Source organism: Streptomyces cyaneofuscatus (genome assembly GCF_042718795.1).
In the GTDB taxonomy this organism is placed as follows: Bacteria; Actinomycetota; Actinomycetes; order Streptomycetales; family Streptomycetaceae; genus Streptomyces; species Streptomyces cyaneofuscatus_A.
Genome location: NZ_JBHXOX010000026.1, coordinates 108,721 through 123,847, shown reverse-complemented (window position 1 = coordinate 123,847; position 15,127 = coordinate 108,721). Strand labels below are relative to the sequence as shown.

Below are 15,127 nucleotides of genomic sequence, written 5' to 3'. Positions count from 1 at the left end.
GGGCCGGAAGCTCCGGTGGCGGGTCAGGCCGGGAGCTCTTCAGGCCCGGTCGGCATCGTGCGCAGCTTCCCGACGGGCGAGAGGATGATCGGCACGAGCATCAACGCCGACAGCACCCCCGCGACCCACAGCGCCGTGTGCAGCCCCAGCACCCCGGCCAGCAGCCCGCCGACCGGCCCGCCGAGCGCCCCGCCGCCGTACAGCAGCATCCGCATCGCGGCCGTCATCCGGCCCATCAGCGGCTGCGGGGTGATGCTCTGCCGCAGGCTCACGATGATCACGTTGGAGATGCTGGAGCCGAAGTACTCCAAGAAGAACGACGCGACGAACAGGCCCACCAGCAGCCACGAGGGCCCGCCCGCCGCCGGGACCAGCAGCGGGCCCAGGAAGATGACGGAGACCGACACCCGGTAGGCCGTCCCCACCGATAGGCGCCGGACCACCATCCCGGCGATCAGCGCACCGAGCAGGCCGCCCACCGCCGCCGCGCCCATCACGAAGCCGACCGTGGCCGCGGACAGCTCCTTGTCCCGGACCGCGTACAGCAGGAACAGGGACTGCACCATGGTCAGGAAGAAGTTGCAGGAGCAGCCGATGAGCCCGATCGCGCGCAGCCACCGGTTGCCGAACACCCAGCGCAGCCCCTCCGCCAGCTCGGCGCGCAGCCGCCGCTTCGCGGTGCGCGGCGGAGGATCCGGCTCCGGCGCCCGGACCAGCAGCAACGAGATCACCGACAGGGCGTACGAGAACGCGTTGGCGGCCATCGCCGCGGGCGCCGAGAAGGCGGTGACCAGCGTCCCCGCGATCCCGGGCCCCGCCACATCCGCCGACGACAGGGTGGCGTTGAGCTTGGTGTTGGCCTCCAGCAGACTGCGCTTGTCCTTCACCAGCACCGGTACGTAGCTCATCCAGCTCACGTCGAAGAGCACCGCCGCCGTGCCGACCCCGAACGCCAGCACGTACAGCAGGGGCAGGGTCAGCAGCCCGAAGTGGTACAGCAGCGGCACCAGGCCGATGAGGACCATCCGGACGATGTTGGCGCCCAGCATCACCGGGCGTTTGCGCACCCGGTCCACCCAGACGCCGAAGACCAGGGCGAGCGCCAGGAACGGCACCAGTTGGGCGAAGCGCAGCATGCCGAGCTGTTCGGGGCCGACCTGGAAGACCAGGACCGCGGTGAGCGGCAGGGCGAGGTTGGCTATCTGGGTGCCGTACAGGGAGAGCCCCTCGCCCACCCAGAAGACCAGGAAGTCCCGGTTGTGCCACAGGCTCCGGGGCGGTGGTGGCACGGCCTCCTTCGTGCCGGGGCCGGGGCCGGAACCCAGGCCTGGGCCGGAGCCGGTGGCGGTGCCCGCGTCGCCGCGGCCGTTGTCCTCGCTCACGCCGAAACTCCCCTGCGCAGAGCCTGGTTGACGATGTCCGCGATGGCCACGAGCCCCGGCTCCCGCCAGATCGAGTGGTGGTCGCCCGGCACGGTGTGCTGGTCGAGCCGGCTCGCGTACGGCTCCCAGAGCAGCAGGTGCGGCTCCGACTTCTCGGCCCGGACCAGGGTGGTCGGACCGTCGTGCACCCCGTCGATGACGTGGTCCACCATCGAGCGGGCATGGGCCCGGAACAGGGTGAACCGCTCCAGCAGGAACTCCGCGTCGAACTCCTCCGGTACGGTCCCGGAGTCCGCGATGGCCTCCAGCCGCTCCTGCGGCCCCGCCTCCGGGCCGACCTTCGCCAGCGCCCGGTCCAGCTCCGGCGCCCCGCCGCTCACCAGCCCCAGGAAGTCGTGGAGGAAGTACCTGACCAGTGCGGGCCCCGGCGGGAAGGGCTGCGTACCGGGCAGCGCCGCGTCGATCACGACCAGCAGCGGCACCTCCTCGCCCTCGGCGGCCAGCAGCCGGGCCATCTCGAAGGCCACCACCCCGCCCAGGGACCAGCCGAGCAGCCGGTAGGGCCCGTGCGGGCGGGCGGCCCTGAGCGTGGCCGTGTGCACCTCGGCCAACTCCCTGATCGACTCGGCCGGTTCGTCGACCCCGTCGAAGCCCGGGGCCTCGAAGCCGAACACCGGGGTGCCGGGGTCGAGGCGGGCGGCCAGGTCGGTGTAGCAGTACGGCGAGCCGGAGACCGGGTGGACGCAGTACACGGGCGGCAGGTGGCCGCCCGCGCGGAGCGGGACGAGGCTGTCGTCGGGTGGAGCGGTCACCTTGTCCGGCCTCCGTCTTCCTGTGCTGTCGCGGGTGGCGCCGAACCGAGGAGCTCGTCGATGGCGGCGGAGACACCGCTGACGGTGCCACCGCCGTGGAGCAGACGTACGTTCACCTTGATCCCGAAGTGTTTGCTGAGCCGGCTGACCGCCCGCATGGCCTGGAGCGAGTCGCCGCCGGCGGCGAGGAAGGAACTGTTCGCCCCGATCTTCGGTGCCGACAGCACGGTGGAGAAGATGTCGGCGACCGCTTTCTCCGTCGGGGTGGCCGGCGCCACGTACGACGCCTCCCCGTCCTCCGGGGGCGGCGGCGCGGGCAAGGCCTTGCGGTCGGTCTTGCCGTTGGCGGAGAGCGGCAGCCGGTCCAGTACGAGGACGGTGCCCGGCACCATGAACGGCGGCAGCGCGCCCGCCAGATGGGCGCCGATCACCCGGGGCCGGACCGTACGCCCCGGCTGCGGCACGACGTAGCCGACGAGCCGCAGATCACCGGCCGCGTCCCTGCGGGTGGCGACGACCGCCTCCCTGACCGCCTCGTGGGACCTCAACACCGCCTCGATCTCACCGAGTTCGATGCGGTGGCCGTTCACCTTGACCTGGAAGTCGGACCGGCCGAGCAGCTCGATCAGCCCGTCGGGGCCGTACCGGGCCACATCGCCCGTCCGGTAGAGCCGCTCCCCGCCGACCTCGCCGTAGGACCAGTCGAAGAACCGCTCCCCGGTCAGCTCGGGCCGGTCGAGATAGCCGGTGGCCAGCCCGATGCCCGCCAGATGCAGCTCGCCCGCGACACCGGGCGGCACCGGCTGGAGCGCGGCGTCCAGGATGTAGGTGCGCTGGTTGGCCATCGGACGCCCGTACGGGATGCTCGTCCACCCCGGGTCGACCTTGTCCACCTCGTACACCGTGGAGTGGATGGAGGACTCGGTGGCCCCGCCGAGCGCCACGAACCGCAGCCCGGGAGCGGCCTTGCGGGTCCGGTCCGGCAGCGAGAGCGGCACCCAGTCCCCGCCCAGCAGAGCCAGGCGCAGGGCGTCCAGCGGCGCGGCGCCGCTCTGCTCCCACTGCTCCACGACCAGTTCGAGGAGGGCGGGCGCCGAGTTCCAGACCGTGATCCGGTGCGTGGCCAGCAGATCGGCCCAGTGCTGCGGGTCCTTGGCGAGCGCGGGCTCCGGCAGCACGACCGTACCCCCGGCGGAAGTCAGCCCCAGGAACTCGTAGACGGACATGTCGAAGCTGGGGGAGGAGAGCGCGAGCACCCGGTCCCCGGGGCCCACGGAGTAGCGGGAGTTGAGGTCCGCGATGTTGTTCATCACCCCGCGGTGGCGCAGCGCGATCGGCTTGGGCGCGCCGGTCGACCCGGAGGTGTGGATGACGTACGCGAGGTCCCCGGGCGCCACCCCGCTGCTGACGTTCCCGGGCGGGGCGCCGGCCCACTGCCCCGCGTCCCGGTCCAGCTCCACGACCCGCGGCCCCACATCGGAGAGCCGCGAGGAGAGCCCGCTCCGGGAGACGATCACCGCGCACGAGGTGCCGGTGACCATCGCCGCTATCCGCTGCTCCGGGTAGTCCGGGTCCAACGGCACATAGGCGGAGCCCGACTTGAGGACGGCCAGCACCGCCACGAGCAGGTCGGGCGACCGGTCCAGGCAGATGCCCACCCGGCCCCCGACGCCCGCGCCGAGCCCGCGGAGATGGCGCGCCAGCCGGTTGGCCGCCGCGTTGACCTCGCCGTACGTCCATGTCTCCGTGCCACGGATCAGTGCGGGGGCCTCGGGCGCGGCGGCCGCCTGCTTCTCGAACGCCTCGTGCAGGCAGCGCTCGTAGGGGAGTTCGGCCGCCGTGTCGTTCCATTCCACCAGCGTGCGGCGCAGCTCGCCGTCGGTCAGGAGCCGCAGCCGGGAGACGGTGACGTCCGGACGGGCGAGGGCGTCCTCCATCAGCGTACGGAAGTGGGTCAGCAGGCGGAGGACGGTCTCCTGGTCGAACAGTGTGGCGTCGTAGCGGAGTTGGACGATGCGGTGGGCGTAGGAGCGGCCGCTGCGCTCCTGGAGCACCAGCTCGAAGTCGGCCGGTTCCCCGCCGTCCGCCACCGTTTCGCGGCTCTCCAGGACGGTCCGGGCGAGGCCGGCCGGTGTCGTCGCCTCGTCGACGGCGCAGCTCAGCCGGAGGGAGCCGGCACCGGGGGTACGGACGCGGAAGCCGAACTCCTCCTGGCCGGTGTACCGGTGGAGCAGTGCGGCGAACCCGGCGAGCAGCAGCTCCTCCGGGGCCGCTCCGGCCGCGCGGTCGAGCACCACCCGCTGGCGGGCGGTGCAGCCCACGGGTTCGCTCCGGCGCGGCCGGTCGGTGGGCAGCAGGGCGGGAGGCGCCGCGCCGCTCCTCTGGTGAAGCGTCACGCCACTCCTCCCGCCCGCGCGCCGGAAGGCGCCGCAGGAGCGAGCGCCTCCGGCAGCGTGCCCAGCGGCAGCGGATGGCGGGCACACAGCTCCGCCACCCCCGCCCGGACCGCGTCCCGCTCCCCGGCGTCGAGCACGTACTCCCGCTCGCCCCGGACCGTCGTCGCCTCCAGCACCCGGTGCAGCAGTGCGGCGCAGCTCCGCATCCCGGCCGGGCCCATGCCGCGCTGGGCCAGGATGTTGGTGCCCAGCCGCAGCCCGCTGGTGACGAGCGGCGGCCGGGTGTCGTCCGGTACCCGGTTCCGGTTGGCGAGGATGCCGCACTCCTCCAGGGCCCGTTCCGCGACCACCCCGGTCATGGGGCGGCCCGTGAGGTCGATCAGCACCATGTGGTTGTCGGTACCGCCGGTCAGGACCCGGTGGCCCAGCGCCGACAGGGCGTCCGCGAGGGCCGCCGCGTTGTCGACGACCAGGCGCATCGTCTCCTTGAAGGCGGGCTCCGCGACCAGCGCGAGGGCCCGGGCCTTCGCCGCGATGGCCGCCGGGTTCGGCGTGCCCTGCGACAGCGGGAACACGGCCCGCTGCATCAGCCGCGACAGCGGGGTCCGCCCGTCGGGGCCGGGCGTCGCGTGCTCCCGCCCGATCAGGATCAGCCCGCCGCGCGGCCCGCCGAGCTGCTTGTACGTACTGGTCGTCGTCGCGTGCGCCAGGTCGACCGGCGTCGGATGCTCCCCGGCCGCCACCAGTCCCGCGATGTGCGAGATGTCCGCGACCAGGTAGGCCCCCACCGAGTCCGCGATCGCCCGGAAGTGCGCGAAGTCCAGCGTACGGGGGTGGGCACTGGCCCCCGCGATGAGCACGCTCGGCCGGTGCCGCTCGGCCAGCGCCGCCACCTGCGCGTAGTCGATCCGCCCCTCGCCGTCCAGCCCGTAGTGCACGGCCTTGTAGTGCATCCCGGTCACCGAGGCGGGGGAGCCGTGGGTGAGGTGCCCCCCGGAGTCCAGGTCCAGGGCGAGGATCGTGCCGCCCGGGCGGACCAGCGCGGCCAGCACCGCCTGGTTGGCCGAGGAGCAGGAGTGCGGCTGGACATTGGCGTACACCGCGCCGAACGCCTGCTTGGCCCGCTCCACGGCGAGCCGCTCCACCAGGTCGAACTGCGCGGCCCCCGGGTGGTAGCGGGCCCCCGGGTAGCCCTCGGCGGTGACGTTGGACAGCGCCGATCCGGCGGCGGCCAGCACCGACGGGTCCGCGATGCTGGTGGACGCCACCATGGCGAGTGTCGCGTGCTGCTGGGCCACCTCGGCGTCCAGCAGCCCCGCCAGCTCGGGGTCGGCCGCACTCAGCGCGGCCGCCCCCTGCTGCACCAACTCCGCCTGCGAAAGGACGGGTTCAGGCACGACTGGCCGCCTTTCCGGCCTTCGCCACCAGCTCGTCGATCGCGGTGGCGAGCGCGCCGACCGTGGCACCGCCGTACAGCAGCCGGACGTTGACCTTCACTTTGAAGTGCTTGTTGAGCCGGCTGACCGCCCGCATCGCCTGGAGCGAGTTGCCGCCCAGCTCGAAGAAGCTGGCACCGGTCCCGACGCGGTCCTGCGCCAGCACGGTCCCGAAGACCTCGACGACCTTCTCCTCCGTCGGCGTGGCCGGGGCGATGTACGAGTCCGCCGCACCGCCCGCGCTGACCGGGGCGGGCAGCGCCGCCCGGTTGATCTTGCGGGCCGGGGTCAGCGGGAACTCCTCCAGCTCCACCCACGCGGTCGGCACCATGTACTCGGGCATCGTCCGCCCCAGGTGGTCCCGCAGCTCCGCCACGGTCGGCGAGGTGTCGCCGAGCACCGTGTAGTAGCCGACGAGCTGCTTCTCCCCGTCGTCCTCACGCAGCAGCACCAGCGCCATCCGCACCTTCGGGTGGGTCAGCAGCCCCGACTCGATCTCACCCAGCTCGATGCGCAGCCCGCGCAGCTTGACCTGGTTGTCCAGGCGCCCGATGAAGTCGATCTGGAGGTCGGGCGTCCAGCGCACCAGGTCACCCGTGCGGTAGACGCGCCCCTCACCGAGGAACGGGTCCGGCACGAACTTCTCGTCCGTCAGCTCCGGCAGGTTGAGGTAGCCGCGCGACAGACCCTCGTCGCCGCCGATCAGCAGCTCACCCGGGACACCGACCGGCACCAGGTTGAGCTCCTTGTCGACCACGTAGTGCAGCCGGCTGAACTCCGGGCGCCCGATCGGCGGCGAGGACTTCCACTCGCGGTGCTCACACAGGTACTCGGTGGTCGCCACCGACGCCTCGGTCGGCCCGTACAGGTTCACGAACTGCCGGCCCGGCAGGTTCCACTTGTTGACCAGCTCGGCCGGGAGCGCCTCCGCCCCGCCCATGATGTATTTGAGGTCCGGGTACGGCTCCGCCTCCACCAGCGACAGGATCGCCGGCGAAAGACCCGCGTAGGTGACCCGCTGGTCGCGCATGAGCGCCCCCAGCGACTCCGGCGACGAGGCGTCCTCGGGTGCCACCAGCACCATCGCGGACCCGCTGATCAGCCCGGCGAAGATCTCGCCCTGCGACATGTCGAACGTGAGCGCGGGCAGTTGGAGCAGCCGGTCCGTGTGGCCCCACTCGCCGAAGGTGCGCCGGTAGGCCTCGATGAACATGCGCAGCCCGCGCTGTTCGATCATCACGCCCTTGGGCTTGCCGGTCGACCCGGAGGTGTAGAGGACGTAGATGAGGGAGTCCGGCTCCGCCCACTCCTCCAGGGGTACGTCGGAGGGCTCGGCCTCCACCGTCTCCCACTCGGTGTCGATGCGCAGCACCTCCCACCCGCTGGACGGCGGCAGATCGCCGACGTTCGCGTCCCGGGTGATGACGAGCGGCGCCGCGGTGTCCCGCAGCATGTGGTCCAGGCGCGCGTTCGGGTGCGAGGGGTCGATGATCGTGTACGCGGCCCCGGAGACCATCACGCCCACGATCGCCACCAGCGCGTCCAGATCCCGGTCCATCGCGATGGCGACGACCTGCTCCTGCTTCACCCCGCGCGAGCGGATGTGGCGGGCCAGCTTGTCGGATCGCCGGATCAGCTCCGCGTACGTCATCTCCTTGCCCCGGCACACGGCGGCGACCAGCTCCGGGTGCTCCCGGGCGATCCGGGCGATGGTGGCGTGCACCGGCTCGGTCGGGTAGTCGAAGTCGGCCCCGCGCCCGGCCTCCAGCAGCTCGCGCCGCTCCTCGTCGGAGAGCAGCGGCAGCTTGGAGACGGGGGTGTCCGGGTCGGCGGCGGCCGCGCCCAGCACGGTCCGGAAGTGCTCGACCATCGCCTCGACCCGCCGGCGGTCGTACAGGTCGGTGGCGTACTCCACGATCAGCCGCAGCCGGTCCGCGCCCTCGATGAAGCTGAAGGAGAGATCGAAGCGGGAGCGCCCGCCGGAGACCAGGATCGACCCGGTCTCCAGCCCGTCCAGTTGGAGGGCGTCCCCGGTCGTCGTCTCGCCGAGCAACTGCACGGCGATCTGGAACAGCGGGTTGCGCCCCGCGTCCCGTACCGGCTGCACCCGGTCGACGACATGGTCGAAGGGCACGTCCTGGTTGTCGTACACATCGAGGTTGTTGTCGGCGATCCGCTCGATCAGCTCGGCGAAGGTGATTCCGCCGGAGAGGTCCGAGCGCAGCACCGTCATGTTGATGAACAGGCCGACGACGTCTTCCAGTTCGGGATCGGTACGGCCGAGCATCGGCACCCCGATCGCGATGTCGTCCTGCCCGCTGTACCGGGCCAGCACCACCTTCAGCGCGGCGGCCACCACCATGTACAGCGAGGCGCCCTGCTCCTGCGCGAGGGAGCGGGCGTGGCCGAGCAGGTCGGCCGGGAAGCTGACGGTGAAGGTCTCGCCGTTACGGGTGGGCTCCGCCGGGCGGACCCGGTCGGCGGGCAGTTCCAGCGCCTCCAGACCGGCCAGCCGCTCCTGCCAGAAGTCCAGCTCGCTCTCCCACTGCCCGGAGGCGCGCTGCTCCCGCTGGCGCTCCACATGGTCGGCGTAGGTGGCGGCCGGGGCCGGCAGGTCGGGGGTGAGACCCGCCCGCAACTGCCGGTACGCCTCGGTGATGTCCCGGCTGATCACCCCGCCGGACCAGCCGTCGGTGACGATGTGGTGGTAGTTCAGCGAGAGGACGTGCTCCTCGTCGGCCAGCTTGAAGAGCTGGAACCGGCGCACCGGCCCCGCCGCCAGGTCGAACGGGGTGTCGGCCTCGGCCTTGAGCGCCTGGTCGAGCGCCTGCTCCCGCTTCTCGGCGTCGAGCCCCGACAGATCGGTGACCGGCAGCGGCGCGTCCTCGGCCGGGGCGACGACCTGGTGCGGCACACCGTCCACCGCGTGCAGGGTCACCCGGAGCTGGTCGTGACGGGCCACGAGCAGGTTGAGCGCCCCCTCCAGCGCGGGCAGGTCCAGCGGGCCGCGCAGCCGGTAGGCGGTGGGGACGTTGTAGGTGGTCTCCCCGGGGTTCATCTGGTCCAGGAACCACAACTGCTCCTGCCCGAAGGACAGATGCATACGGGACTCGTCAGCGTCCGACGCGCTCATGGTCACAGGACTCCGTTCGGCAGATTGCTGTTCTGTCCGCTGAAGTGGGCAGCGGACGGGGGAACTTGGGGGACAGGGCGGAGCAGCGGTTCGATGCGTCTCAGCCCCTCGGTCACGGCCTCGGGATCGCGGGCGAAACAGATCCGGAAACCGTCAAAGGCCCCGAGGGTCTCGCCGGGCATCAGCAGCACCCCGGCGTCCAGCACCCGGCGGCAGAGCGTCAGCGGCTGCTCCCCGGTGGTCAGCCGGAGCCAGGCGAAGGGGGTGTTCTCGGGCTCCACGAGCTGCACGGCGTCCGCGTTGCGCTCCGCGAACTCCCGTACGAGCTTGAGCCCTTGACCGGTGATGTCCGCGTACCGGCGCAGGTAGTGGTCCCGGTGGTCCAGCACATCGCAGGCCAGCGTCTCGCAGAGCACCGAGTTGGCGATGGTGGAGAGGAACTTGCGCCGCGCGCACCCCTCGACGACCTCTGGTGGCCCGTACAGCCAGCCGACCCGCAGACCGGGGAACCCGTACACCTTGGAGAGGCTGGAGACCGAGATCACCCGGTCGCTGCCGACCGCGGGGGATTCCCGGAGGTCGAGCGCGTACTCCTCGTCGAGCAGCAGATAGGCGTCCCGCCGCTCCGCCAGCTCCAGGAGTCCGCGCAGATCGGCGTCGGCGATGCGCCGACCAGTGGGATTGCAGGGGGAGTTGGCGACGATCAGCCGCAGCCCGGGACCGGCCAGCGCGGTGGCGGCCTCCACGTCGAAGGTGAGGTCGTCGCGGTAGGGGGCGCAGTCGACCTGGCAGCCCAGATCGGCGGTGATGTCCCAGGACTGCTGCCACCCCGGGCGGTAGACGATCACCTGGGCGCCGGGGGTGAGCAGGGAGGCGTAGACGAGGTAGAGGGCCTGCTGGGCGCCCTGGGTGATGAGGACGGAGGCGGGGTCGCCGCCGTAGAGGCCCGCGACCCGGTCGCGCAGCGCGTCGATGCCCCGGTCGTGCCCGTAGTCCAGCTCCAGGCCGGGGTCCACGGCGAGCTGGTCGAGCCGGCCGGGGAGCATGTTGCTGTCCCCGAGGTCGATGTCGAAGCGTCCGGCGGCGTCCTGGAAGACCCACCGCTGCATGGGGTACTCGTCCGTGCGGCTCATCGGCCGGCCTCCGCGGTACGGTCCAGCCGGGCGCGCAGCGCCGGCGCGAATACTCCGGTCGCCACCTGCTGCGATTCCCCGGTCAGGGTCACCGACCCGTCCGGCGCGAGGGCCACCGTCACACTGCCACCCGGCATGCGGACCTCCACCCGGTCCTCGCAGAGCCCCAGTTCGCGGGCGGCGGAGGCGGCGGCGCAGGCGCTGCTGCCCGAGGCCAGCGCGTAACCGGCGCCACGTTCGTACACCTCGATCTCCAGGACGCTCCGGCTCACCACCCGCAGGAACTGCACATTGGTGCGGAGCGGGAAGCGGGCGTGCCCGGCGATCTGGGGGCCCAGGCTCCGGGCCAGCTCGGCGGTCGGCTCGGCCACCGGCACCACGGTGTGCGGGTTGCCGTTGTTGAGCGCGGTCACCGTCAGCTTGCGCTCCCCGACGGTCAGCGGCACGGAGAGCGTCGGCCCCTCGGCGGGGGTGCCGTCCTCGTCCAGCAGCGGCAGGGCGGCGGCGTCGAACACCGGTGTTCCCAGGCCGACCTGGACGAGCCCGGCGGCCCGGTCCAGGATCTGTACGGGGCTGTCGCCCGCGGCCGTCCGGAGCGTGAACGGCTCACCGCCCGCCCACGTCCCCGGCTCCCGCTCGGCCAGGTGCAGGGCGAACATCCGCAGCCCGTTGCCGCTGCGCTCGCAGACCGAGCCGTCCGAGTTGAAGAGGGCCAGCGGGACCGGGGCCCCGGGGCGGGGCTCCTCCAGCGGGCCGTACAGCACCCCGTCCGCGCCGATCCCGAAGTGCCGGTCGCAGACGAGCCGTACGGACTCCGGCGTGACGGGGACGTCGGTGGAACGGGGGTCGATCACCACGTAGTCGTTGCCCAGTGCCTGATACTTGAAGAAGTCGGTCATGACTCGTCTCAGGTAGGTGGCGGGGGACGGGGCCGCTCCCGGCGCGCGCTCGGGCCGGGAGCGGCCCCGTACATCAGGCGTCCTGCTCCTCCAGCGCCGCCGCGTCGTGCTCCTCGCCGTACCACTTCTCCGCCCAGCGGGAGAAGGCGATGATCACGATGTCGCGGTGGCCGGGGCCGCCGTCGCCGGAGAGGACGTCGGTGACGTCATGGGCGAGCCCCCGGTCGTCCAGCAGGACCGCCTGGCCGGCGTCGAGCGTGCCCGACCAGAAGGGCGCGTCCGCTCCCGGCTTCCACAGCCGGGTGGTGCCGCCCGCCACGTTCACCTTGTTCAGGATGGCGATCATGACGAACTCGTGCCCGTCGTGGTGCACGCCCTCCGGGGTGAGCGGGCCGGGCCTGCCGCCCTCGGCACGGGTCCGGTTCTGGTGGACGTTGATCTGCCACGGCTCGGACCGGTCCAGGCCCAGCTCGCGGATGCCCTCGGAGATCAGCGGGGTGAAGTCCACCTCGATCGGCTCGTAGACGCGGCGGATGCCGCCGCCGACCGAGTTGAACTTCTTGTACGTGGTGTAGTCGCGGTGCGGAAGCCGCTTGAACGACCAGTTCTCGCCCTCGGCGGGCGTGAGCTTGTACTGCGAGAACCGCTTGAAACGGGTCCCGTTGCCCATGTAGTCGTCGACCGGGCAGTTGTCGTAGCTGGGCAGGATGTCGGACGCGACCTCGGGCAGGTCGATGACGGTGAATCCTTCGGCGCCGAGCGGCATGTGCTCTCCCCTCCTGGTGGGTGGTGGCGGAATGTCAGGCGGTGATCGACGGCATGCGCTCGTCCAGGTACGTCGCCGAGGAGTTGAGGCGCCACAGGATGCCGCGGGCGATGGCCCGGCGCATCCGGGGGGACTCGGCGGCGGGCAGCACCACGTTGTGGAACCAGCCCTGGGCGTGCTGGGAGTCGATGGTGATGTGCAGCCGGTGGTAGACGATGCCGACCTCGGGCAGCCCGAGCCGCTCCCAGGCGTGCACGACCTGGACGAACCGGTCCGGCGCCATCCACTCGGTCATACCGAGGTAGCCCACGGCCTCCGGGTACAGGGCGCGGTAGCGGCACAGCAGGACGGCCAGGTTGCCGTTGAGGAGCGAGTTGGCGGTGAGCGAGCGCTCCAGCTCCTCGTCCGGGATCTCGAAGACCTCGAAGATCTTGTTGAAGAGGGTGGTGTGGACCTGGGCGTGGTCCCCGTTGCCCATCTCGTCCCAGAAGTTGGCGGCGATCTCCATCTTCGCCGCACCCGCCGTACCGACCTGCATCATCGCCAGCAGGTCGTCGAAGCGGCCGTCGACCACGGACTCCTGCATCACGTAGTTGCGCAGGTCGGCCTCGGTGGCCTGGTTGCGGATGAACTCGTGGTAGTAGGGGTGCTTGTACACCCGGTGCTCACGCGCGGTCTTCTTCAGCCAGGAGAGGTAGGCCCGCGGTTCGGTGGGCGCCTCCTCCAGCAGCCCCGGCTCGATCAGCCGGTCCTGCGCCTCGGAGGTCGCGGCCTCCAGTTGCCGGCCGATCTCGTGCACGACGACCGAGCCCTCGGCGGTCTCCTGGTCGGTGAGTTTGGTGTGCAGCCGGTAGACCCGGTCGAGCAGGAACTGCTGCGCGTACAGGGCCTGCTGGTCGCCGGCGGCCGCGGCTTTGTTGATCGCGGTCACCCGGCCGAGCAGGGCGGTGCGTGCGTCGCCCGCGAACTGCGAGTCGACCTTGTCGGCCGCCGTCGCGAGGATCGTCGTGACCTCGTCGACGGTGGTCAGAAAGCCGGTGGCGGGCTCGGTCTCGACCCGGGAGGTACCAACTTCGAGCATCTGCTTCCCCTTGTATTCACCTGATGACTGTGACGTGCCGTATGTGCCGTGCGGGTAGCCGTCTGTCGCGCTGAGGAGGGCGGGAGGAGGGAAAGGGGCGCACCACGCACGGCCTGGGAGAGGTCGGGCGGGGTGTGCGCCAGAACGGCAGACGCGGTCAATGCGCCGCCCATACTGCACGGAGGTCTCTGGGCAGACTCTGTACGCGGTCTATACGGATTCGAGCCACGGGGCGGGGTGCGCGGGGAGGCGTCCGACGCCCTGGTCAAGGCATGGCAAAGAGGGCGCGCAGTACGGGACCGTATCCGTACTGCGCGCCCTCGTTCAGGGGTGATGCAGGTGTGGTGCTGGGTATGACAGGGACCGCGGCGGCGGCGATCGGAGCCGGGTGAGGGCGTCTTCTTCAGGTCAGAAGACGGTCCCCGGATCCTTCACCACCGCACTGGCATCGCACAGCCGCCGCGGCCTCGTCGTCCTGCCCGCGCCGCGCGGCACCCCTCATCCGGGTGCGCGGTGCGGGCAGGGTCTGTGGGGAGCCCTGGTGGTGGGCTCAGTCCTCGCGCAGGGCGCGGACGGCCTCCTCGACGCGCTTGCCGTAGTCGGTGTCGGCGGCGTGGAAGTGGGCGAGGTTCTTCTCGATCACATCGTCGCGGGTGACCTGCGAGAGGCCTCCGGCGATGTTGGCGACCAGGCGGCCCTTCTCCTCCTCCGACATGAGCCGGAAGAGTTCGCCCGCCTGGAAGAAGTGGTCGTCCTTGGCGTGGGCGGCCGTCTCGTAGGTGCCCGTCCAGCCGTGGATCGCCAGCGGGGCGGCGAGCGCCGCGTCGGTCTGGGCCGGACCGGCGTACGAGTTGGGCTCGTAGTTCTTGTCGTGGCGCGAGCCGTAGCGGGTGGCGTGCAGCCCGTCGCGGCCGTAGTTGTCGGCCTCGGCCGCCTTGGGGGCGTTCACCGGCAACTGGGTGTGGTTGACGCCCAGACGGTAGCGGTGCGCGTCCGCGTAGGCGAAGAGCCGGCCCTGGAGCATCTTGTCCGGGGACGGGCCGATGCCGGGCACGAAGTTGTTCGGCGAGAACGCGGCCTGCTCGACCTCGGCGAAGACGTTGTCCGGGTTCCGGTCCAGCACCAGCCGGCCGACCCGCTGGAGCGGGTAGTCGGCGTGCGGCCACACCTTGGTGAGGTCGAACGGGTTGAACCGGTAGTCGGCGGCGTCGGCGGCCGGCATCACCTGGACGTGCAGCGTCCAGGACGGGTTGACGCCGCGCTCGATGGCCTGGAGCAGGTCCGTCTGGTGCGAGTTGGCGTCCTTGCCGACGAGCTCGGCGGCCTGCTCGGCGGAGAGGCAGCGCACACCCTGGTTGGTCTTGAAGTGGTACTTGACGAAGAAGGCCTCGCCCTCGGCGTTCGTCCACTGGTAGGTGTGCGAGCCGAAGCCGTTCATGTGGCGGTACGAGGCGGGGATGCCGCGGTCGCCCATCAGCCAGGTGACCTGGTGGGTGGCCTCGGGGGAGTGGCCCCAGAAGTCCCAGACGTTGTCCGGCTCCTGCTTGCCCGTGAACGGGTCGCGCTTCTGCGAGTGGATGAAGTCGGGGAACTTGATCGGGTCCTTGATGAAGAACACCGGGGTGTTGTTGCCGACCAGGTCGTAATTGCCCTCGTTCGTGTAGAACTTGAGGGCGAACCCGCGCGGGTCACGGACCGCGTCCGCGCCGCCGAGGGAGTCGGCGACGGTGGAGAAGCGGATGAAGGTCTCGGTGCGTTTGCCGACCTGGGAGAGGAAGTCGGCGCGGGTGAAGCCGGTGACGTCGTCGGTCACCTCGAAGTAGCCGTACGCGCCGGAGCCACGGGCGTGGACCACGCGCTCCGGAATGCGCTCACGGTTGAAGCGGGCGAGCTTCTCCAGGAGGTGCTGGTCCTGGAGGAGGATCGGTCCACCGACACCGGCGGTGGCGGAGTTCTGGTTGTCGGCGACCGGGGCGCCTGACTCGGTCGTGAGCACACGCTTAGCCATGTGGCGGGATGACCTTTCGTACGAGCTGCTGACGGCTTGAGGAGCGTAGGTTCGCCGCAGAGAGAACGTCAACAGTTTGTT

General features: G+C 71.4%; 10 protein-coding genes. All 10 read right to left on the bottom strand.

Annotated elements, in window-relative coordinates; translation table 11 throughout:
* Window positions 1-23: 23 nt before the first annotated feature.
* A complete protein-coding gene (locus ACFWRT_RS27720; protein WP_380952392.1) occupies window positions 24-1,382 on the bottom strand; it encodes an MFS transporter in 1,359 nt (452 codons plus the stop codon).
* Entirely contained in the window at window positions 1,379-2,194 is an 816-nt protein-coding gene (locus ACFWRT_RS27715; RefSeq protein ID WP_380952394.1) for a thioesterase domain-containing protein, read from the bottom strand. Before ACFWRT_RS27715 ends, ACFWRT_RS27720 begins: the two co-directional genes overlap by 4 nt.
* Window positions 2,191-4,590, bottom strand: a complete 2,400-nt coding sequence (locus tag ACFWRT_RS27710) for a non-ribosomal peptide synthetase (RefSeq protein WP_380952395.1) — start codon at window positions 4,588-4,590, stop codon at window positions 2,191-2,193. Before ACFWRT_RS27710 ends, ACFWRT_RS27715 begins: the two co-directional genes overlap by 4 nt.
* A complete protein-coding gene (locus ACFWRT_RS27705; protein ID WP_380952396.1) occupies window positions 4,587-5,987 on the bottom strand; it encodes a serine hydroxymethyltransferase in 1,401 nt (466 codons plus the stop codon). The genes ACFWRT_RS27710 and ACFWRT_RS27705 overlap by 4 nt, the downstream gene beginning before the upstream one ends.
* The gene (locus tag ACFWRT_RS27700; protein WP_380952397.1) at window positions 5,980-9,159 is read right to left on the bottom strand and encodes a non-ribosomal peptide synthetase; all 3,180 of its coding nucleotides are present in this window, start codon (window positions 9,157-9,159) and stop codon (window positions 5,980-5,982) included. Before ACFWRT_RS27700 ends, ACFWRT_RS27705 begins: the two co-directional genes overlap by 8 nt.
* Before the next feature lie 2 nt (window positions 9,160-9,161).
* Window positions 9,162-10,292 carry a pyridoxal phosphate-dependent aminotransferase gene (locus tag ACFWRT_RS27695; RefSeq protein WP_380952398.1) on the bottom strand — a complete coding sequence of 377 codons (1,131 nt, stop codon included), beginning with the start codon at window positions 10,290-10,292 and terminating at the stop codon, window positions 9,162-9,164.
* Window positions 10,289-11,191 (bottom strand): diaminopimelate epimerase, encoded by a 903-nt coding sequence (dapF, locus tag ACFWRT_RS27690; RefSeq protein ID WP_380952399.1) that lies wholly within the window; start codon window positions 11,189-11,191, stop codon window positions 10,289-10,291. The genes ACFWRT_RS27695 and dapF overlap by 4 nt, the downstream gene beginning before the upstream one ends.
* Window positions 11,192-11,264: 73 nt before the next feature.
* Window positions 11,265-11,957: a 2OG-Fe dioxygenase family protein gene (locus ACFWRT_RS27685; RefSeq protein ID WP_380952400.1), complete on the bottom strand. Its 693-nt coding sequence runs from the start codon at window positions 11,955-11,957 to the stop codon at window positions 11,265-11,267.
* Window positions 11,958-11,991: 34 nt separating this feature from the next.
* Window positions 11,992-13,038 carry an iron-containing redox enzyme family protein gene (locus ACFWRT_RS27680; protein WP_380952401.1) on the bottom strand — a complete coding sequence of 349 codons (1,047 nt, stop codon included), beginning with the start codon at window positions 13,036-13,038 and terminating at the stop codon, window positions 11,992-11,994.
* A 550-nt stretch (window positions 13,039-13,588) separates the two neighbouring features.
* On the bottom strand, window positions 13,589-15,046 hold the full coding sequence (locus ACFWRT_RS27675; protein WP_380952402.1) for a catalase: 1,458 nt from the start codon (window positions 15,044-15,046) through the stop codon (window positions 13,589-13,591).
* Window positions 15,047-15,127 lie beyond the last annotated feature (81 nt).